Origin of the sequence: Ornithinicoccus hortensis, assembly GCF_006716185.1 — a bacterium.
Lineage (GTDB): Bacteria > Actinomycetota > Actinomycetes > Actinomycetales > Dermatophilaceae > Ornithinicoccus > Ornithinicoccus hortensis.
Map to the genome: position 1 here is coordinate 1845906 of NZ_VFOP01000001.1, position 19579 is coordinate 1865484.

Below are 19579 nucleotides of genomic sequence, written 5' to 3' on the forward strand. Positions count from 1 at the left end.
CCGGCAGCCGGGTCAGTGCACCCCGCGCATCAGCACCGTGATCCGCCGGGACAGCAGGAGCAGCACCACCCCGATGGTGATCGTCACCGCTCCCAGGGTGCCGAAGTAGGCCACCTCGTTCTCGGCGCTGTAGAAGCCCGCGAGACTGCCGGACAGGGCGGTGCCGAGGGCGACCGAGAGGTAGAACAGGGCCACCATCAGCACCGGGTAGGCCTTGGGTGCCAGCTTGGTCGACAGGGACAGCCCGACCGGGGAGAGCAGCAACTCACCACAGGTGGCCACCAGCATGATCAGCGCCACCCAGAGGGCCGGCACGCTGGTCACGCTGGCCATCGGCAGGAACAGCAGGAAGGCAGCGCCCATCAGCGCGATCCCGAGGCCGAACTTGGTCGGAGTCACCGGTTGGCGGTCACCCATCCGGGTCCAGGCCGCGGCGAACACCGGGGCCAGCAGGATGATGAAGAACGGGTTGAACGACTGGACCCAGGAGATCGGCATCGTCCAGTCGCCGAGGAAGGGCAGCGAGAGGTCGCGGTCCAGCCGGGTGTCGGAGTAGATCGTCACGACGGTGAACTGCTGCTGGAACAGCGCCCAGAAGGCTGCCGACCCGATGAACATCGGGATGAAGGAGACCACCCGGGAGTGCTCGTCGGGGGAGACCCGGTTGCTGGTCAGCAGGATCGCGAACAGGGCGATTGCCGAGATCACCGTCGCCCCGACCACCACGTCGGCCAGGTTCTCGGCGGTGAGCAGGCCGAACAGCACGGCCAGCACGACGACCAGCACCGCTGCGACGGCGATGCCCAGCCACTTCGGGTACTCCTGCCGGGGCAGCGGGTTGGGGACCGCGTGCACGGTGTCCGGCAGCCGCCGGCGGGCGAGGCCGTACTGGGCCAGGCCGATGGCCATCCCGATCGCCGCCAACCCGAAGCCCAGGTGGAAGCCCCAGCGCTGCTGCGCCAGACCGGTCAGCAAGGGTCCGATCAGCCCGCCGATGTTGACGCCCATGTAGAAGATCGAGAAGCCGGCGTCCCGCCGGGGGTCGTCGGTGCCGTAGAGCGCCCCCACCAGGTTGGTGATGGTGGCCTTGAGCCCACCGGACCCGATGGCGACCAGGATCAGTCCGGTGGCCAGCCCGGGCACGGCCGGGATCACCGCGAGGGCGATGTGGCCCAGCATGATCAGCACGGCCGAGACGAACATCGTCCGCTCCGACCCGATCAGCCGGTCCGCGACCCAGCCGCCCACGATCGAGAACAGGTAGACCGACCCGCCGTAGGCGCCCACGATGCCGGCGGCCACCCCCTGGTCGATGCCCAGGCCACCGTCGGTGGTCTGGAAGTACATGTAGATCAGGACGATGCCCTGCATGCCGTAGAAGGAGAAGCGCTCCCACAGTTCGACGCTGAACAGGTTCGCCAACATCCGGGGTTGTCCGAAGAAGCCCCGGTCGATCGTGTCGTCAGCTCGGTTCACAGCCATCCCCTCATGCTGGACCCGGCACGGCGGATTGTCTTGGCGAGGGTCCCGGTCGGGCAGGCACTACCATCGGGGCATGACCGTTGTGTGCTCCTGGTGGCCGTCGACCCGACGGCACTGACGCGCACCCCGCACAAGGCCGTCCCGTGGGCGGCCTTGACCTGTGTCCGGGCACCGCATCGACCTCGGGCGGCAGAAAGGCAATGATGACGACCGAGACCACCACCGAGACCGTGGGCGCCGAGTCCGCCGGGGACGCCCTGGCCGGGTCCACCTCCGGGGCCTCGCTGGCCCGCACCACGGCCCGCTCCGCCGAGATCGAGCGGCAGATCGACGTCGACCCCTCGGGCTTCCGGGTGCTCACCGGCGACCGGCCCACCGGCAACTTGCACCTGGGTCACTACTTCGGCACGCTGCGCAACCGGGTCCTGCTGCAACGCAAGGGCGTGGAGACCTTCATCCTGGTGGCCGACTACCAGGTGATCACCGACCGGGACGGCGTCGGCGCGATCCGGGAGCGGGTGCTCTCGCTGCTGGCCGACTACCTGGCCGTCGGGCTGGACCCGGAGGCCACCACGATCTTCACCCACTCCTCGATCCCGGCGCTCAACCAGCTGATGCTGCCCTTCCTGTCCCTGGTGACCGATGCCGAACTGCGTCGCAACCCGACGGTGAAGGCCGAGTTCGAGGCGACCGGGGGCCGCCCGATGTCCGGCCTGCTGCTGACCTACCCGGTCCACCAGGCGGCCGACATCCTGTTCTGCAAGGCCAACCTGGTCCCGGTCGGCAAGGACCAGCTGCCGCACCTGGAGCAGGCCCGGGTGGTCGCGCGCCGGTTCGACGAGCGCTACGGCCGGGCCGTCCCGGACGCACCGGTCTTCCCCGCGCCGGAGGCGCTGCTGTCCCAGGCGGCGAACCTGCTCGGCACCGACGGGCAGAAGATGAGCAAGTCCAAGGGCAACACGATCGAGCTCGGGATGGACGCCGACGCCACCGCCAAGGCGCTCAAGAAGGCGGTCACCGACGCGGACCGGCACATCACCTACGACCCGGAGAACCGGCCCGAGGTCGCCAACCTGCTCCTACTGGCCGGGCTGGCCTCCGACCGCGACCCGGCGCAGATCGCGGAGGAGATCGGGGACGGCGGCGGCGGCACCCTGAAGAAGGTGGTCACCGAGGCGGTCAACGAGCACTTCGCCCCGATCCGGGCCCGCCGAGCCGAGCTGGCCGCGGACGAGGCCTACCTCCGCGAGGTGCTGGCCCGGGGCAACGCGCGCGCCACCGAGATCGCCGAGGCGACGCTCGACGAGGTGCGCACCGCCATGCAGATGCAGTACTGAGGGGAGCGGACCCATGCGGGTGGTCCTCGCCACCGGTCCGTATGCCGGGGTGCCGGGGGTGGTGGAAGCCGCCCACCAGCTCGCTCGGGGCTGGTCCGGCCAGGCGCCGCACGACCAGGTGCTGGCGTGCCCGTTGTCCGACGGGGGCACCGGGTTCGTCGAGGCGCTGGCGCACGGGCTGGGCGTGCAGCCCGCGCCGCTGGTCGTCACCGGTCCCGACGGGCGACAGGTCCCGGCCGAGGTGCTGGTGGCCGAGCTGGACGGGCGACGCACCGCCTACCTGGAGGCAGGACAGGCGGCCGGCCGGCACCTGGTGGGCGAGGCCGCGCTGGCCGACCCGACCGCGCTGACCAGCCGCGGGGTCGGCGAGCTGCTCCGCGCGGCGGTGGACACCGGGGCGGACCGGATCGTGCTCGGCGTCGGCGACCTGGCCAGCCACGACGGCGGCCGGGGGATGCTGGAGGCGCTCGGGGCCGGGGAGGACCTCGGCAACCTGCCGGCCGTGCGGGCCGGTCTCACCGGGACGACCCTCGTGCTCGCCGCGGCCGTCGACCTGCCGCTGCTCGGCTTCCACGGTGCTAGCGCTGCGCTGGGGACCGACCACGGCGTCCCCGACCCCGTCACCCAGTCCCTGGAGCAGCGGATGGGCCGGCTGACCGAGGTGGTCGGCCAGCTGCTGCCGCCGCGCCGCGACCTGTTGTCCGGCAGCCGGATCCGTCCCGAGCGGGAGGCAGGTGCCGGCGCGGGCGGGGGAGTCGGGTGGGCGACCCTGCTCCTCGGCGGCACCCACGTGCCCGGTGCCGCCTTCGTCATGCAGGAGCTGGGGCTGCCCGACCTCCTGCCCGGCGCCCTCGTGGTGACCGGCGCGACGGCATACGACTGGCAGAGCATCCGCGACGGCGTCATCGCCGAGGTGGCCCGGGCCGCCCTCGGGTATGCCGCACCGACCGTCGTCCTCGCGGAGCGGGTGGGCGTGGGGCGTCGGGAGGGGATGTCCCTCGGGATCTCGGGCAGTTATGCGCTCGCCGACGGCGAGGACCTCCCGGCGCTCGCCGCCCGGGTGGCCCGCACGTGGTCCCCGCCGCCCCCGCCGCCCACGCCGCCGGCGACACCGGGCTCCCCGGGAGCGGGGCCGCAGGCGTAGCCTGGGGACCAGGGACGGAACAAAGCGACGTCCACGCGGCGTTGGATCCCGTGAGCAGCACCACCGAGAGGAAGAGACAGCGATGAGCCTTCAGGACACGCAGGGCAGCCCGGCCACCACCGAGACCACGCCGGCGCACGGGGTGGTCCTCACCGACGTCGCCGCCGGCAAGGTCAAGAGCCTGCTGGAGCAGGAGGGACGGGACGACCTGCGCCTGCGCATCGGGGTGCAGCCCGGCGGCTGCTCCGGCCTGATCTACCAGCTCTACTTCGACGAGCGCACCCTCGACGGCGACCTGGTCGAGGACTTCGCCGGCGTCGAGGTCGTCGTCGACCGGATGAGCGCCCCCTACCTGGACGGTGCGACGATCGACTTCGCCGACACCATCGAGAAGCAGGGCTTCACCATCGACAACCCCAACGCGGGCGGTTCGTGCGCCTGCGGTGACAGTTTCAGCTGAACCACCCCCGCCACGCGCGACACCCCGTCGAACACCCCGGCAGGGCCCGGCCCCGGACACGTCCGGACCGGCACCCGAGCCGGGGTGTTCGGCCGTCCGGGGGCCGTGGCGGTAGGTTGCCGGGGTGAAGATCGCCGTCTGCGGGTCCATCGCGACCGACCACCTGATGACCTACCAGGGTCGGTTCACCGACTCCCTGATCCCCGATGCGCTGGACAAGATCTCGTTGTCCTTCCTGGTGGAGGACCTGCAGGTGCGTCGCGGGGGGATCGGGGCCAACATCAGCTTCGGGATGGCCAAGCTCGGCCACCGGCCGATCCTGGTCGGCTCGGTGGGGGAGGACTTCGGGTCCTACCGGTCATGGCTGGAGCGGCACGGGGTCGACTGCAGCCACGTGCACGTCTCGGAGACCCGGCACACCGCCCGCTTCGTGTGCACGACGGATACCGAGATGGCCCAGATCGCCACCTTCTACGCCGGTGCGATGAGCGAGGCCCGGGAGATCGAGCTCGGCCCGATCGTCGACGCCGTCGGCGGCCTCGACCTGGTCGTGGTCAGCCCCGACGATCCCGAGGCGATGCTGCGCCACTGCGCCGAGTGCCGGAGCCGGGGCCTGCGCTTCGTGTCCGACCCCTCCCAACAGCTGGCGTTCATGGACGGCGACTCGATCCGGCGGCTGGTCGACGGGGCGTACTACCTGGTCACCAACGAGTACGAGGCCGCGCTCACCGAGCAGAAGACCGGCTGGTCCGCCGAGGAGATCCTGGACCGGGTCAGCTACCGGGTGATCACGCACGGCAGGGACGGCGCGTCGATCCACGCCAAGGGGCAGGACAGCATCCACGTGCCGATCGCCAAGCCGGTGGAGCGGGTCGACCCGACCGGGGTCGGTGACGCCTTCCGCGCCGGCTTCCTGACCGGGTTGGCCTGGGAGCTCGACCACGAACGGTCCGCCCAGATCGGTTCGATGCTGGCCGGCTGTGTGCTGGAGACGGTCGGCACCCAGGAGTACGACTTCAGCCGGGCCCAGTTCCTCGACCGCTTCGGCACCGCCTACGGCCAGGCCGCCGCCGACGAGGTCGCCCCGCACCTGGGCCTGGCGGGCTGAGGCCGGCGCCCGGCCCGCAGCCACCAGTTCCCTACCGCGCACGACGCCGTATGCCGACCGAGCCACCACCCACCGAGTGGGCGCTGAGCCTGGCCCAGGTGGTCCCCGGCGAGGACCTGGCCGGGGTGGGTGCCGACCTGGAGCCGGGCACCGTGCTGGCGGCGTACCGGATCGGCCTGTTCCCGATGGGACTGGGGGAGGGCGGCACCGACCCGATCGGCTGGTGGTCCCCGGACCCCCGGGGCGTCCTGCTGCCGGGCGACCTGCACGTGAGCCGGTCCCTGCGGCGGTCGCTGCCCCGTTTCGAGGTCCGGGTCGACACCGCCTTCGAGGAGGTGGTCCGGCGCTGTGCCGACCCGTCGCGGGACGGCCGGTGGATCACCCCGGCCATCGCGACGGCATACGGACGACTGCACCGGCTCGGCTGGGCGCACTCGGTCGAGACCTGGCAGGCCGGCTGCCTGGTCGGCGGGCTCTACGGGTTGGCGATCAACGGGCTGTTCGCCGGAGAATCGATGTTCCACACCGTCACCGACGCCTCGAAGGCCGCCCTCGTCGGGCTCGTGGAGCTACTCGGTGACGGCGGGCAACCGGGTCTGCCCCGGTGGATGGTCGACGTCCAGTGGCGCACCGAGCACCTGGCGACGCTCGGGATCCGGGAGCTGCCGCGGGAGCGCTACCTGGAGTTGCTCGGGCACGTCCTGCGGCAACCCGCCCCCGACGCGTGGAGCCACCGCGACGCGGGGTCACCCTGACCACACGGGACACAGGGGAAGGGGTAGAGTTCCGTTGTCATGATCAGGCCGGACTGTGAGGTGCGCATTGCGACGGCGAATTGAGCCCCGAGACCACAGGGGGGCGCGCAAGGCGACGCTGGTCGCCGGAGCCCTGGCGGCGACGCTGCTGTTGTCCGGGTGCGGGGCCGAGTTCCGCCGTGGCTACATGCCCGAGCCGGTCACCGAGCACGCGACGCAGGTCATGCACTTCTGGAACTGGACCTGGATCGCCGCCCTCGCGATGGGCCTGCTGGTCTGGGGTCTGATCCTGTGGTGCATGGTGGCCTACCGGCGCCGCAAGAACGACAACGGCGAGCTGCCGCCGCAGATCCGCTACAACGTCCCGTTGGAGATCCTCTACACGGTCGTCCCCGTGATCATGGTGGGCGTGCTCTTCGGCAAGACCGTGGAGCTGCAGAACGAGATGCTGGACACCGACCGCCCGGCCGACGTGACGGTCAACGTGATCGGCAAGAAGTGGTCCTGGGACTTCAACTACGTGAACGAGAACGTCTACATCGCCGGCACCCAGGCGGTCGACCTCCGCAAGGGTGAGGAGGGGATCCCGGACACGCTGCCGCACCTGGTGCTGCCGATCGACTCCCGCGTCGAGTTCGTGCTGACCTCCCGCGATGTCATCCACTCCTTCTGGGTGCCCCAGTTCCTGACCAAGATGGACATGCTCCCCGGGCAGGTGAACACCTTCCAGGTGGTCACCACCGAGGAGGGCGAGTTCATGGGCAAGTGCGCCGAGCTCTGCGGTGCCTACCACTCGGAGATGTTGTTCATGGTCGACGTGGTCTCCCAGGAGGAGTACGACCAGCACATCGCCGACCTCGAGGCCGCCGGCAACACCGGCCAGCTCGACAACACGCTCAACCAGTACGACTTCCACGACGGACAGGAACTCGACTACGAGGAGGGCACGGACTGATGGCTATCGTCACCGGCGAGCGTCCGGACACACTGTCGGCCCCACAACCGGCGGCACCGCGCCGCGACCTGGGTCGGCTCTTCGTCAAGGTCATCACGACCACCGACCACAAGGTGATCGGCAACCTCTACTTCGCGACCTCCGTCATCTTCTTCATGCTCGGTGGCCTGATGGCACTGGTCATCCGCGCCGAGCTGTTCACCCCTGGCCTGCAGGTCGTGGACAACCCCGAGCAGTTCAACCAGATGTTCACCATGCACGGCACGATCATGCTGTTGCTGTTCGCGACCCCGCTGTTCGCCGGTTTCGCCAACGCGCTGATGCCGTTGCAGATCGGTGCCCCCGACGTCGCCTTCCCGCGGCTGAACATGTTCGCCTACTGGCTGTACCTGCTCGGCGGCCTGATCGTGATGGGCGGCTTCCTGGTGCCCGGCGGCGCCGCGGCGTTCGGCTGGTTCGCCTACCAGCCCCTGGCCGGCGCGATGCACAGCCCCGGGATGGGTGGGGACCTGTGGGTGATGGGCCTGGCGCTGACCGGATTCGGCACCATCCTGGGTGCGGTCAACTTCATCACCACGATCATCTGCATGCGCGCCCCCGGCATGACCATGTTCCGGATGTCGATGTTCACTTGGACCGTCCTGGTGACCTCGATCCTGGTGCTGATGGTCTTCCCGGTGCTCGCGGCGGCCTTCTTCGGGATGGCGGCCGACCGGATCGTCGGCGCGCACATCTTCGACCCCGAGCACGCCGGCGCCATGCTGTGGCAGCACATGTTCTGGTTCTTCGGCCACCCCGAGGTCTACATCATCGCGCTGCCGTTCTTCGGCCTGATCTCCGAGATCGTCCCGACGTTCAGCCGCAAGCCGCTGTTCGGCTACAAGACGATGGTCTTCGCGGTCGTGGCGATCGCGGCCCTGTCGGTGAGCGTGTGGGCCCACCACATGTACGCCACCGGTGCGGTGCTGCTGGAGTTCTTCGCGATCATGACGATGCTGATCGCGGTCCCGACCGGGCTGAAGTTCTTCAACTGGGTCGGCACCATGTGGCGCGGCAAGATCACCTTCGAGACCCCCATGGTGTGGTCGTTGGGCTTCCTGGTGACCTTCCTGTTCGGTGGCCTCACCGGCGTCATCCTGGCCAGCCCGGTCCTCGACTTCCACGTGACCGACTCCTACTTCGTCGTGGCGCACTTCCACTACGTGGTGTTCGGCACGGTCGTGTTCGCGATGTTCGCCGGCTTCTACTTCTGGTGGCCCAAGTTCACCGGTCACATGCTCAACGAGAAACTGGGCAAGCTGCACTTCTGGATGCTCTTCTTCGGGTTCCACGGCACCTTCCTGATCCAGCACTGGCTGGGCGTCGTCGGTATGCCGCGCCGCTACGCGGACTATCTGCCCGAGGACGGGTTCACCTGGATGAACCAGGTCTCCACCGTCTCCTCGTTCCTGCTGGGCGCCTCGATGCTGCCGTTCCTGCTGGCGGTCTGGAAGAGCTTCAAGACCCCCAAGGTCGAGGTGGACGACCCGTGGGGTTATGGAGGGTCCCTGGAGTGGGCCACCTCGTGCCCGCCGCCGCGGCACAACTTCGACCACATCCCGCGGATCCGTTCCGAGCGTCCGGCGTTCGACCTGCACCACCCGGCGGTCGCCACGATGGAGTCGCCGGAGCCGGACAAGGGCGTCATGGAAGAACTGCTCGGCGGTCCCACGACCGACCCGGAGGGTCGCGTGGGCACACACAGCGGTGACGAGTCGGACCCGCAGGCCGGGCGCGACCAGGAAGGTGGCCAGCGGTGAGGGTCAAGACACTGTCGACCGAGTTCAAGACGTTCGCCCTGCTGGTGCCCTTCTTCGTCGTGGTCGCGGCCGTCTACGCCTACTTCACCGACCCGATGGAGTGGGTCGGGATCGTCGGGCTGTCGTTGACCGCCTGCCTGTGCGCGTTCATCGCCGGCTTCATCTGGTTGACCTCGCGCAAGGTCGACGACCGGCCCGAGGACAACGAACTCGGCGAGATCTCCGACGCGGCGACGGACAACTACGGCTTCTTCAGCCCCCACTCCTGGTGGCCGCTTTGGCTCGGACTGTCTAGTGCCGTGGTCTTCCTCGGCGTGGCCATCGGCTGGTGGTTGGTCATGATCGCCGCCCCGTTCATGGCCCTGGCCACCGTCGGCTGGACCTTCGAGTACTTCCGGGGCGAGAAGGCCGTCTGAGCCCTCTGCAGCGCCCCTCCAGGTGAGACGCCCCTCCTGCAAAGGACGGGGCGTCTCCTGGTTGCTGTGCCCTCGTGCGTGCGCCGTATGCGTGCCCCCGGGCCTAGGGGTCCTGGGGAACGTGCCCGTCGCGCGGGGCGCCCGGTGGTGGCACCCCAGCAACGTCCGCTGCACTCCCTGCACCATCGGGTGGGGGTGGGGGCGAGAGCGTGAGGGCAGCAGCGGCCGAGGCAGTCGCCACCACCTCGCCGGCAGTCGGCGTCACCGGTTGCCCTAGTTCTGCGGTGGGGGGCGGCACCGCAGCCGCGTAGGTGGTCGACAGCGCCCGGTAGGCGGGGGAGACGAGGGCGAGCAGCCCGACCACGACCATGATCAGGCCGGCGCCGAGGAAGACGAGGGCGATGCCCCGGGAGACCGGGGTGCCGGCGCCCACGAGCGGCTCGATGGCCAGCTGCCCGGACTCCGACCGCGCGAAGGGGATGATCCAGCGCGCGGCGATCGGGGCGATGAGGAAGGCGGTCAGCGGGGCCGCGGCGGTCTCCACGGCCATCGCGAACCCGAAGACCCGGCCCTGACGTTCCAGCGGGACCACCCGCTGGATGATGGTCTGCTCGGCCGCCTCGATGGCAGGGATCAGACACATGTAGAGGAAGATCCCCACCACGAAGAGCCAGGCCCACTCGCGGATGGTGAAGACGGCGCCCAGCGCGCCCATGGCGACGACGCACAGCAACATGGTGCGCACCGGTCGGGGCCCGAGACCGAACCTGGCGACCAGGCCGCCGCCGACGATGAACCCGAGCGAGGTGGCGCCGAGGACCAGCCCCCACACGGTGACGTCGAACATCTCCAGGCCGTAGGGATCCATCAGGGCCATGTAGACGCCACCGATGAAATTGTTGAAGGTCGAGAAGAAGATCAGCGCGAACAGTCCCGCGGATGCCGCGATGAGCGCGATCGATCCCCGGATGGCGACCCTGCCCTGGTCGTCGGAGCCGGCCGCGGCGGGCTCGGGCTCCTGGGGCATCCGGATCGTCAGCAGGTGGACCAGCCCGATGCCCACGGCGGCGCAGGCGACCACCATGGTCCAGCCCATGCCGAGGTACCCGATGGCCAGTCCGGAGAGCACGCTGGTCGCGAGGAAGGTGATCCCCTGGGCCGTGCCGACCAGTCCGTTGGCGCGTGCCCGCTCGGCCTCCGGCACCAGGATGGTGACGCAGGTGGACAGGGCGATGTTGCGCATGTGCTCCACGACGGACCCGATCAGGATGAGCACCGCGAGCATCCAGAACCAGGGCTGCTGCAGGTCGGTCAGGGCGGCGCCGGGGACCCGGTGGTAGAAGACCGCGGCCACCACGAACAGGACCAGCGTGGTCACCGACGACAGTCTCATCACGGTGATCTTGCGGTGGTGGTCCACGACCGAGCCGAAGACGATGCTGCTCGCCGAGACGAACAGCATGTAGGCACCGCCGATCACGCCGGTGGCCAGCACCGATCTCGTCTCAAGATAGGCCCAGAAGGTCAGCGCGAACCACAGGAAGCTGGTCGTCAGCCCGGCGACGGCCGTGTTCACCAGCAGGTGGGTGAACGTGCGGCCGACCGGGGGGAGGTTCTTCACCATGCCAGTCTGACCGCTCACACCGACAAACCTCATCGGAATTTGTTGCTGTGGGTCAGGGTCGGCGGGTGTCGGACCGGGTCAACCCCAGCCCAGTGCGTGCAGCCGGTCTTCCTCGATGCCGAAGTGGTGGGCGATCTCGTGGACCACCGTGACGGCCACCTCCTCGATGACCTCCTGCCGGTCCCGGCACATCCGCAGGGTGGGTCCTCGGAAGATGGTGATCCGGTCCGGCATGGTCCCGCCCCAGGACAGGTCGCGCTCGGTCAGCGGGGTGCCGTCGTAGACGCCCAAGAGCTCGGGGTCGTCGTCGGGCGGCTCGTCCTCGACGAAGAACACGACGTTGTCGAGCAGGTCCATCAACTCCGGTGGGACCTGGTCCAAGGCGTCACCGACGGCGTCCTCGAACTCCTCACGGGTCATCGACAGCGGGTCGTCCGGGTCCTCCGGGTCCTCGGGGCCGTGCCGGTGCGGTTCGTGCGGGGTTTGCTCAGTGATGCTGACCCGGCTCCAGGGCCTCGGCCCGCTCGTCCTCGGACTCGCCCGCGGGCAGGGCCTCGGTCTCACCGTGGTGGTGTGCGGCCGCCAGCTCGGTGGGGGTGACGGGCTCGACCCGGTCCTTGAAGTAGAACTCGGACAGCGCCCGGCGGGCCTTGTAGAGCATGCCCCGCGGCTCGCGCACGCCGTGCTCGTCGACCTCGGACCCCTCGGTCACCGACAGCGGGCGCTGCGGCTCGTGCTGGACCAGGTGCCACCGGTCGCTGGGCGAGAGCGGCTCGTGGTGCTCGTAGAACTTGCCCTCGGGGGTGCGCACGATCCGGCCCGACTCCACGCCGTGCATGACCAGGTCGTGGTCGGCCCGCTGCAACGACAGACAGACCCGCTTGACCACCATGAACACCACGATCGGCAGGACGAAGAAGGCCACCCGGAACGAGTTGGTGATGTCGTTGATCGACAGGTGCAACTTGATCGCCAGGATGTCGTTGACCGTCGCCAGGGCGAGCACCACATACATCGAGATGCCTGCGGCACCGATGGCGGTCCGGACCGGGGCGTTGCGCGGGCGGTCCAGCAGGTGGTGCTCGCGCTTGTCACCGGTGATCCAGGCCTCCAGGAACGGGTAGGCGCCCAGGATGATCCAGACGAGGGGGAGCAGCACCAACGAGCCCAGAAAGATGTTGAAGCTCCAGGTGAAGCCCCACAACTCGAACTCGAGCCAGCCGGGCAACAGGCGCAGCGCCCCGTCGGAGAACCACATGTAGAAGTCCGGCTGGGACCCTGCGGTGACCTGTGTCGGGTCGTAGGGTCCGTAGACCCACACGGCGTTGATCGTGACCAGTGCCGAGATGAGGGCGACGACACCGAACACGATGAAGAAGAAGCCGCCGGCCTTGGCCAGGTACACCGGCATGAACGGGAAGCCGACCACGTTGTCGTTGGTCCGGCCCGGGCCGGGGAACTGGGTGTGCTTGTGCACCATGACCAGCACGATGTGGGCGGTGAACAGCCCGACCAGGAGCGCCGGCAGCAGCAGCACGTGGGCGATGAAGAGGCGGGGGATGATCAACTCGCCCGGGAACTCCCCGCCGAAGACGAAGAAGGTCATGTAGGACCCGATGACCGGGGCGGACTGCATGAAGCCGTTCATCGCCCGGATGCCGGTGCCGGAGAGCAGGTCGTCCGGGAGGGAGTACCCGGCGAAGCCCTCGATGCAGGCCAGCAGCGACAGGACCGCACCGATCACCCAGTTGATCTCACGGGGCTTGCGGAACGCGCCGGTGAAGAAGACCCGGGCCACGTGGAGCGCGATGCCCACGATGAACAGCAGCGCGGCCCAGTGGTGCATCTGCCGGATCAGGAGCCCGCCCTTGATCTCGAAGGAGATGTCCAGGGTGGAGGCGTAGGCCTCGCTCATCCCGACGCCCTGCAGCGGCACGAAGGACCCGTCGTAGACGACGTGGCCCATGCTCGGGACGAACCAGAAGGTCAGGAAGGTCCCGGTGATCAGGCAGATGATCATCGAGTACATCGCGATCTCGCCCAACAGGAACGACCAGTGGTCCGGGAAGATCTTCTTCATCATGAAGCGCATGCCCTTGGCAGCGCCCAGCCGTTCGTCGGCCCAGACCAGCGGGGGCGGCAACGTGGGGTTGCTCGCGACCTCCGCCGTGGGGCTGTCGGACCGCACGGTCCCGGCCGGCGAGTCGCCGCCGCGCAGCGCGTCCGCGCCCTGCGGCACGTGTGTGGTGCTCATCAGCCACGCTCCCAGAAGCTCGGGCCCACCGGCTCGGCGAAACCGTCCGCCGCGACGAGGTAGCCCTCGCCGTCGACGGTGATCGGCAGCTGGGGCAGCGGGCGCTTGGCCGGACCGAAGATGACCTTGCAGTCATCGGTCATGTCGAAGGTCGACTGGTGGCACGGACACAGCAAGTGGTGGGTCTGCTGTTCGTACAGCGCCACGGGGCAGCCGACGTGGGTGCAGATCTTGGAGTAGGCCACGATGCCCTGGTAGCCCCACTCGCGTTGCTTGCTGCTCTTGATCTTCGCCGGGTCGAGGCGGACGAGGATGATCGAGTCCTTCGCCTTGGCGGTCATCATCACGCTCGGGTCCAGCTCGTGGGCCGCCTCCCCGACGAAGCCCTCGGGCATGACGTGGAAGACCGAGCCCTGGGTGACGTGCTCGGGCCGGATCGGGGTGCCTGACGGGTCGATCATCAGGCGCATGTCCTTCTTCCAGTTGGTGATCGACAGCTTGTTGCCGGGCAGCGGGCCCAACCCGCCGGCGACCTGCAGGGCCAGCGGCAGCGCGAACAGGCTCAGCGCACCACCGGCGGTCATCAGCAGCAGTGGGCGCCGGTTCAACTGGGCGCTGCGGTAGCCGCGGGACAGGTGCTGGGCGGTCTCCAGCCTGGCCTGGTCGTCGGAGGCCTGGGGGTGGCGCTCCTCGGAGACCTCGACGTCGGACATCAGGGTCTTGGCCCAGTGCCCGGCACCGAGTCCGATGCCCAGCAGCGAAACCGCCAGGGTCAGCCCGAGACCCAGGTGGTAGACGTCCATCTCGCCGATCCAGAAGACCCAGCCGCGCTGGCCTTCCTCCATGAAGAAGTAGACGGCGATGAAGCCCAGCGTGCCCAGCATCGAGAGGGTGAACAGGGCCGCGACCTGGCGCTCGGCGCGCTTGGCGGCCTTGGGGTCCACGTCGGCGCGACGCGGGACGTGCGGCGGGATCCCCGGGTTCTCGAACCGGTCGGTCGTCGCGGCGGAGTTCTCTCCTCCGTGCGGTGCCAGCTCCTGGGTGGTGTCACTCACGTCAGGCCGCCTTCCGTCCGAGCCACACGGCCAAGCCGATCATCAGGGCCGCTCCGATCGTCCAGATGAACAGGGCGTCACCGGCCGGCCCCAGGGATCCGAGGCTGTGGCCGCCGAAGGAGTTGCCGCCCTCCTCGACGTCCTTGAGGAAGGCGATCACGTTCTCCTTCTCCTGCGGGGTGATGTTGTAGTCGTTGAAGACCGGCATGGACTGCGGGCCGGTCAGCATGGCCTCGTAGATGTGGGTGGCCTCCACGCCCATCAGGCTGGGGGCGAACTTGCCGCGCGTCAGGGCGCCGCCGGACCCGGAGGAGTTGTGGCACATCGCGCAGTTCGTCCGGAAGATGGCCCCGCCCTCGGCGATGTTGGCGCCCTCCAGGTCGAGGAACTCCGGGTCCGGCAACGCCGGTCCGGGACCGAGCGAGGCGACGAAGGCGACCAGCTGCGCGGTCTGCTCCTCGGTGAAGTGGTTACGGCCCTTGGCCGGGGCCTGGACCCCGGGGGCGGCCAGCGGCATCCGGCCGGTGCCGACCTGGAAGTTCACGGCGGCGGCCCCGACGCCGACCAGCGACGGCCCCGCCGGCGGGTTGCCCTCACCGTTGGTGCCGTGGCAGGAGGCGCAGTTGGCCAGGAACAGTTCCTTGCCGGCCTTGACGTCGTCGGCGTCGGCGGTGGCCGTCGGGACGGCGCTGGGCGCCTCCGGCTTCATCACGGCGTAGGCGGTGCCGGTCATCGTGAGACCGAGCAGGAGCAGCACGAGTATGGCGATCGGGCTGCGGCGTCGGGCGGCGAGCTTCTTCACAGTCCAGGTCCTCACTTCACCACATAGATCGTCAGGAACAGGGCGATCCACACGACGTCGACGAAGTGCCAGTAGTAGGACACCACGATCGCGCCGGTCTCTTGGGCGTGCGTGTACCGCTTGGCGGTGAAACTGCGCCCGATGATCAGCAAGAACGCCAGCAGGCCGCCGGTCACGTGCAAGCCGTGGAATCCGGTGGTCATGTAGAAGACCGAGCCGTAACCGTCGGAGGCGAGGGTCACGCCCTCACGGATCAGCTCGGCATACTCCCAGACCTGTCCGGCGACGAAGATCGCGCCGAAGATGTAGGTCAGGACGAACCATTCACGCATCCCCCAACTGCCGATCTGCCACAGCTTGCCGCTGCGGGAGGGCTTGCGGGCCTCGGCCTTGAACACGCCCAACTGGCACCAGATCGAGGAGATGACCAGGATCGAAGTGTTGGTGAGGGCGAACGGGAAGTTCAACATCGAGGTGCGCTCGGCCCACAGGTCGGGGGAGACCGCGCGGATGGTGAAGTACATCGCGAAGAGGCCAGCGAAGAACATGATCTCGCTGCCCAACCACACGATGGTGCCCACCGCCGTCATGTTCGGCCGAGAGACCGGTCCGTGCCCTAGGGACATCCCCGCGGCCGCGGGGTCTGCTGTCGCTGCTGGAGTACTCGCCACGTCGGCCATTATGTCCTAAAGCAATCCGTCGTGGGCACCGACCCTCCGGGGTGAATGTGGACCCTGGCCGGGCTGGGTACGATCAGGGCATGACCGTTGCGACGACCGCCGACCAGGCCTCCGGAATTCGCCGGATCACCGTGCTGCTCTACAGCGACGACCGCGCCACCCGTGACGCCGTCCGGCTGGGGGTCGGAAGTACCCCGAGCAGGGACGTCCACGTCGAGCGGTGGCTCGAGTGCGCAACCCCCGACGCGGTGCTGCAGGCGGTGCAGGACGGGGGCTTCGACGTGCTCGTGCTCGACGGGGAGGCCACGCCCTACGGGGGTCTCGGGCTGTGCCGTCAGTTGAAGAACGAGATCCACGACTGCCCGCCGGTGCTCGTGCTCACCGGCCGGGCCGACGACGGGTGGTTGGCGGCCTGGTCCCAGGCGGAGGCCGTCGTCCCGCACCCGCTGGACCCGGCCGCCCTGGCCGGTGCCGTCGCCCGGCTCGTCACCCGGTGAACGGGCAGCCGGCCACGACCTGGCCGGACGTCTTCACCCACCTGCTGGCCGGGGAGGACCTCTCCGCCGAGGCCGCCGCGTGGGCGATGGACCAGGTGATGCGCGGCGAGGCCTCGCCGACCCAGTTGAGCGCCTTCCTCGTGGCGCTGCGCGCCAAGGGGGAGTCCGTCGCCGAGATGCGCGGCCTGGCCGACATGATGCTCGCCCACGCGCTGCGCTTCGAGGTCGAGGGTCCGGCCCTGGACATCGTCGGCACCGGTGGCGACCGCGCGCACACCGTGAACATCTCGACGATGTCCTCCATCGTGGCCAACGGCGCCGGGGTCCGCGTCGTCAAGCACGGCAACCGGGCGGCATCGTCCAAGTCCGGCTCCGCCGACGTGCTGGAGGCGTTGGGGGTCAGCCTCGACCTGTCACCCGAGGCGGTGCACGAGACCTTCCGCCGGTGCGGCATCACGTTCTGCTTCGCGATGACCTTCCACCCCTCGTTCCGGCACTCCGGCGTGGTGCGTCGGGAACTGGGCATCCCGACCGCCTTCAACTTCCTCGGTCCGCTCACCAACCCGGCCCAGCCGCGGTACGGGGCGATCGGGGTGGCCAACGACCGGATGGCGCCGCTGCTGGCCGGTGTGCTGGCCGACCGCGGTCAGGTGGCCGCCGTCTTCCGGGGGGATGACGGGCTCGACGAGATCACCACGACCACGACCACGACCGTCTGGTGGGTTCAGGACGGTCAGGTCCACCAGTTCACCCTCGACCCGGAGCGACTGGGTGTCCCGCGGCACCCGATCGAGGCGCTGCGTGGTGACGACGCGGCGTTCAACGCCGGGGTGGCCCGGGACCTGCTCGCCGGCAAGACGGGCGCCGTCCGCGACGCGGTGCTGCTCAATGCCGGGACGGCGCTGGCGGTCGTGCAGGCGGGGGAGGACTCTCGGGTGCCTACCTCGGAGGAGGAGTTCCACGCCTCCGTGCGGGCGGGGATGGAGCGGGCGGCCGCGGCGATCGACGACGGCTCCGCGCAACGCGCCCTGGACGGCTGGGTCGCCGCGACCGCGGGCTGACCCCGGTCGGCCACCGCGGGCTGACCGCGTGTCCGGGTCCGGGGTCAGTCCCCGTCTTCCAGGCCCAGGGCGAAGCCCGCCTCGAGGTCCTGGTCCGAGTAGGTGCGGAACGCGATGTGCGTGCTCGTCTCCAGCACGCCGGGCACCTTGTTCAGCTGGTCGGCGATCACCGTGTGGAAGTCCTCGTGTCGGGCCACCCGGGCCACGGCGATGAGGTCGATCTCACCGGTCACCGAGTAGACCTCGCTGATCCCGTCGATGGCCACGATCTCGGCGGCTACCTCCGGGATACGGGCTACGTCGGCCTTGATCATCACGATGGCGGAAATCACGTCTCCACCTTAGCGGTGCGCTCTGCCGCATCGGCGCGCAGCGCCCCCGGTGGACGCTCCAGCGGCCGCTGCCCGGACAGGGCTGCATGCTCCCGGTCGCGGTCGAACCCACCCCAGGTCCGCGACATCGGCTCCAACTGTGCCCTGGTCTGGCCGGCGCCGCCGACCGGGCAGGTCCAGGAGCCGCCCTGCAGGTCGACCAGCCGGGTGCCGGGCGTCTCCAGCCAGCGCAGGATCTGCTCGGTCTCCTCCGGGAACGCTGCCGGGGTCGGTCCCTCCGGGGCGGCCACCACCTCGGCGGTGGCCCGCAACGCCGCGATGAACGGCACCGGGTCGGCGCCCCGCGGCGTGACCGTGGTCGCTGCCAGACGGCCGTAGCGGACGCAGACGACCTCCCAGCCCCCCGCCTCGCTGCGTCGCGCGGCCACCAGTTCCGGTGTCTTCGCCAGTGGGGCCATCCGCTGGCTGCGGGCGGCAGCCCGGACCAGGGCCAGCATCCGGTCCCGCAGCGCCCGGGCGTCCTCGAAGCGCTCCTGCGCCGACAGTGCATCGAGCCGGGCGCGCAGGGCCTGGACCACCTCGCGCCCGTCACCGACCAGCACCTTGGCGGCACGCTCGGCGACCGCTGCGTAGTCGGACACGTCCTGGCCGCCGATGCAGGGAGCGCCACACCGGCCCATCTCCGCGAGCACGCAGGCGCTGGTGCCGGGCTTCGCGGACAGGCGCTGGCTGCACTGGCGCAGCGGGACCACCTCGTGCACGGCGGTGATCGCCTGCTCGGCGCTCTTGCGCGAGCCGAACGGGCCGGCGTAGTGCGCGCCGTCGTCCTTGACCCGGCGCACGATGCTCAGGCGGGGGAAGGGCTCGACGGTCAACTTGACCCACAGCGCCTTTTCGGGCTGGCGGGAGCGCCGGTTGTAGCGCGGTTTGTGCTGGGCGATCAACCGGAGCTCCCGGACCTGGGCCTCCAACCGGGTGGCGCACACGATCGGGGTGATCGACTCGGCGATGCCGACCATCTCGGCCATCCGGCGTCTGGTCTCCGAGGCGGTGAAGTAGGAGCGGGTGCGGCGGCGTATGTCCCCGGCGGTCCCGACGTACAGCGGCTCCCCACGGCGGTCCTTGAAGACGTACACGCCAGGGGCGGACGGCATCGCGTCGGCGAGGAAGCGCTTGCGCCGTTGCGCCGGCGTCACCCTGCTGGAGTAGCTCTGCAGCTCCTCCAGGGTGTGCACGCCCAGGTTGCCGACGCGCTCGATGAGGCCGTGCAAGACGTCCACGGTCGCGCGGGCGTCCTGGAGCGCCCGGTGGTTGGGCACCGTCTGTGCGCCGAACAGGGTGGCCAGGCTGGAGAGCTTGTGGTTGGGCGCCTCGTCCCGGTGCACCAGCTGACGGGCCAGACGGACCGTGTCCAGCACCGGGAAGCCCGGCCAGGGGTGCCCGGCGTGGGCAGCGGCCGACTTGAGGAAGGAGACGTCGAAGCCGGCGTTGTGTGCCACGAGCACCGATCCCGCGGCGAACTCCAGGAAGGACGGGAGCACGGACTCGATCCGCGGGGCCCCGGCGACCATCTGGTTGCTGATGCCGGTGAGGACGGTGATGAACGGGGGGATCGGCGCGGTCGGCCGCACCAGCGTCTGGAACTCGCCCAGCACCTCGCCCCCGCGGACCTTGACCGCGCCGATCTCGGTGATGTCGCACTCGGCGGCGGAACCACCCGTGGTCTCCAGGTCGACCACCACGAAGGTGACGTCGGACAGGGCGAACCCGAGGTCCTCGAACGTCTCCTGCACCATCTGCATGACCCCGACGTTAGGA

Annotated in this window: 19 protein-coding genes; 10 read left to right on the forward strand and 9 right to left on the reverse strand. The window is 69.6% G+C overall.

The genetic code is table 11. The features are described from left to right. Positions 1 to 12: 12 nt before the first annotated feature. A complete protein-coding gene (locus FB467_RS08530) occupies positions 13 to 1482 on the reverse strand; it encodes a peptide MFS transporter (protein ID WP_141784725.1) in 1470 nt (489 codons plus the stop codon). A gap of 200 nt (positions 1483 to 1682) precedes the next feature. Here FB467_RS08530 and trpS point away from each other — a divergent pair, with 200 nt between their 5' ends. From trpS to FB467_RS08570, 8 genes are all read left to right on the forward strand, one after another. Further along, positions 1683 to 2819, forward strand: coding sequence for a tryptophan--tRNA ligase (gene trpS, locus FB467_RS08535; protein WP_211350577.1), 1137 nt, complete (start codon positions 1683 to 1685; stop codon positions 2817 to 2819). A 13-nt stretch (positions 2820 to 2832) separates the two neighbouring features. Then, positions 2833 to 3963: a glycerate kinase gene (locus FB467_RS08540; RefSeq protein WP_141784727.1), complete on the forward strand. Its 1131-nt coding sequence runs from the start codon at positions 2833 to 2835 to the stop codon at positions 3961 to 3963. Positions 3964 to 4045: 82 nt separating this feature from the next. After that, positions 4046 to 4423, forward strand: coding sequence for a HesB/IscA family protein (locus FB467_RS08545; RefSeq protein WP_141784728.1), 378 nt, complete (start codon positions 4046 to 4048; stop codon positions 4421 to 4423). Between the two features lie 124 nt (positions 4424 to 4547). Continuing rightward, positions 4548 to 5531 carry a carbohydrate kinase family protein gene (locus tag FB467_RS08550; RefSeq protein WP_141784729.1) on the forward strand — a complete coding sequence of 328 codons (984 nt, stop codon included), beginning with the start codon at positions 4548 to 4550 and terminating at the stop codon, positions 5529 to 5531. A 50-nt stretch (positions 5532 to 5581) separates the two neighbouring features. Beyond that, positions 5582 to 6286, forward strand: coding sequence for a leucyl/phenylalanyl-tRNA--protein transferase (gene aat, locus FB467_RS08555; protein ID WP_141784730.1), 705 nt, complete (start codon positions 5582 to 5584; stop codon positions 6284 to 6286). Positions 6287 to 6353: 67 nt separating this feature from the next. Further along, positions 6354 to 7241, forward strand: coding sequence for an aa3-type cytochrome oxidase subunit II (gene ctaC, locus FB467_RS08560; protein ID WP_228393056.1), 888 nt, complete (start codon positions 6354 to 6356; stop codon positions 7239 to 7241). Beyond that, complete coding sequence (gene ctaD / locus FB467_RS08565) at positions 7241 to 9040, forward strand: aa3-type cytochrome oxidase subunit I (RefSeq protein WP_141784731.1); 1800 nt, start codon at positions 7241 to 7243, stop codon at positions 9038 to 9040. The genes ctaC and ctaD overlap by 1 nt, the downstream gene beginning before the upstream one ends. Next, the gene (locus FB467_RS08570; protein ID WP_228393057.1) at positions 9037 to 9456 is read left to right on the forward strand and encodes a cytochrome c oxidase subunit 4; all 420 of its coding nucleotides are present in this window, start codon (positions 9037 to 9039) and stop codon (positions 9454 to 9456) included. The genes ctaD and FB467_RS08570 overlap by 4 nt, the downstream gene beginning before the upstream one ends. A 103-nt stretch (positions 9457 to 9559) precedes the next feature. Here FB467_RS08570 and FB467_RS08575 read toward each other — a convergent pair whose 3' ends face one another. From FB467_RS08575 to ctaE, 6 genes are all read right to left on the reverse strand, one after another. Beyond that, the gene (locus FB467_RS08575) at positions 9560 to 11080 is read right to left on the reverse strand and encodes an MFS transporter (protein ID WP_194288301.1); all 1521 of its coding nucleotides are present in this window, start codon (positions 11078 to 11080) and stop codon (positions 9560 to 9562) included. Between the two features lie 78 nt (positions 11081 to 11158). Further along, positions 11159 to 11500, reverse strand: coding sequence for a metallopeptidase family protein (locus tag FB467_RS08580; RefSeq protein WP_141784733.1), 342 nt, complete (start codon positions 11498 to 11500; stop codon positions 11159 to 11161). A gap of 67 nt (positions 11501 to 11567) precedes the next feature. Continuing rightward, positions 11568 to 13334: a cytochrome bc1 complex cytochrome b subunit gene (gene qcrB / locus FB467_RS08585; protein ID WP_141784734.1), complete on the reverse strand. Its 1767-nt coding sequence runs from the start codon at positions 13332 to 13334 to the stop codon at positions 11568 to 11570. After that, a complete protein-coding gene (qcrA, locus tag FB467_RS08590; protein ID WP_141784735.1) occupies positions 13334 to 14389 on the reverse strand; it encodes a cytochrome bc1 complex Rieske iron-sulfur subunit in 1056 nt (351 codons plus the stop codon). Before qcrA ends, qcrB begins: the two co-directional genes overlap by 1 nt. 1 nt (position 14390) lies before the next feature. Beyond that, on the reverse strand, positions 14391 to 15191 hold the full coding sequence (qcrC, locus tag FB467_RS08595) for a cytochrome bc1 complex diheme cytochrome c subunit (protein ID WP_141784736.1): 801 nt from the start codon (positions 15189 to 15191) through the stop codon (positions 14391 to 14393). Positions 15192 to 15202: 11 nt separating this feature from the next. Next, positions 15203 to 15871, reverse strand: coding sequence for an aa3-type cytochrome oxidase subunit III (ctaE, locus tag FB467_RS08600; RefSeq protein ID WP_425325828.1), 669 nt, complete (start codon positions 15869 to 15871; stop codon positions 15203 to 15205). A gap of 80 nt (positions 15872 to 15951) precedes the next feature. Between ctaE and FB467_RS08605 the strand changes: the two genes are divergently transcribed. Together FB467_RS08605 and trpD are read left to right on the forward strand one after the other, a co-directional pair. Further along, positions 15952 to 16368, forward strand: a complete 417-nt coding sequence (locus FB467_RS08605; protein WP_141784737.1) for a DNA-binding transcriptional response regulator — start codon at positions 15952 to 15954, stop codon at positions 16366 to 16368. After that, a complete protein-coding gene (trpD, locus tag FB467_RS08610) occupies positions 16365 to 17429 on the forward strand; it encodes an anthranilate phosphoribosyltransferase (protein ID WP_141784738.1) in 1065 nt (354 codons plus the stop codon). Before FB467_RS08605 ends, trpD begins: the two co-directional genes overlap by 4 nt. Before the next feature lie 44 nt (positions 17430 to 17473). Here trpD and FB467_RS08615 read toward each other — a convergent pair whose 3' ends face one another. Together FB467_RS08615 and FB467_RS08620 are read right to left on the reverse strand one after the other, a co-directional pair. Then, on the reverse strand, positions 17474 to 17761 hold the full coding sequence (locus FB467_RS08615) for an Lrp/AsnC family transcriptional regulator (RefSeq protein WP_141784739.1): 288 nt from the start codon (positions 17759 to 17761) through the stop codon (positions 17474 to 17476). Further along, positions 17758 to 19563, reverse strand: coding sequence for a DEDD exonuclease domain-containing protein (locus FB467_RS08620; RefSeq protein WP_141784740.1), 1806 nt, complete (start codon positions 19561 to 19563; stop codon positions 17758 to 17760). The genes FB467_RS08615 and FB467_RS08620 overlap by 4 nt, the downstream gene beginning before the upstream one ends. Positions 19564 to 19579: the final 16 nt, after the last annotated feature.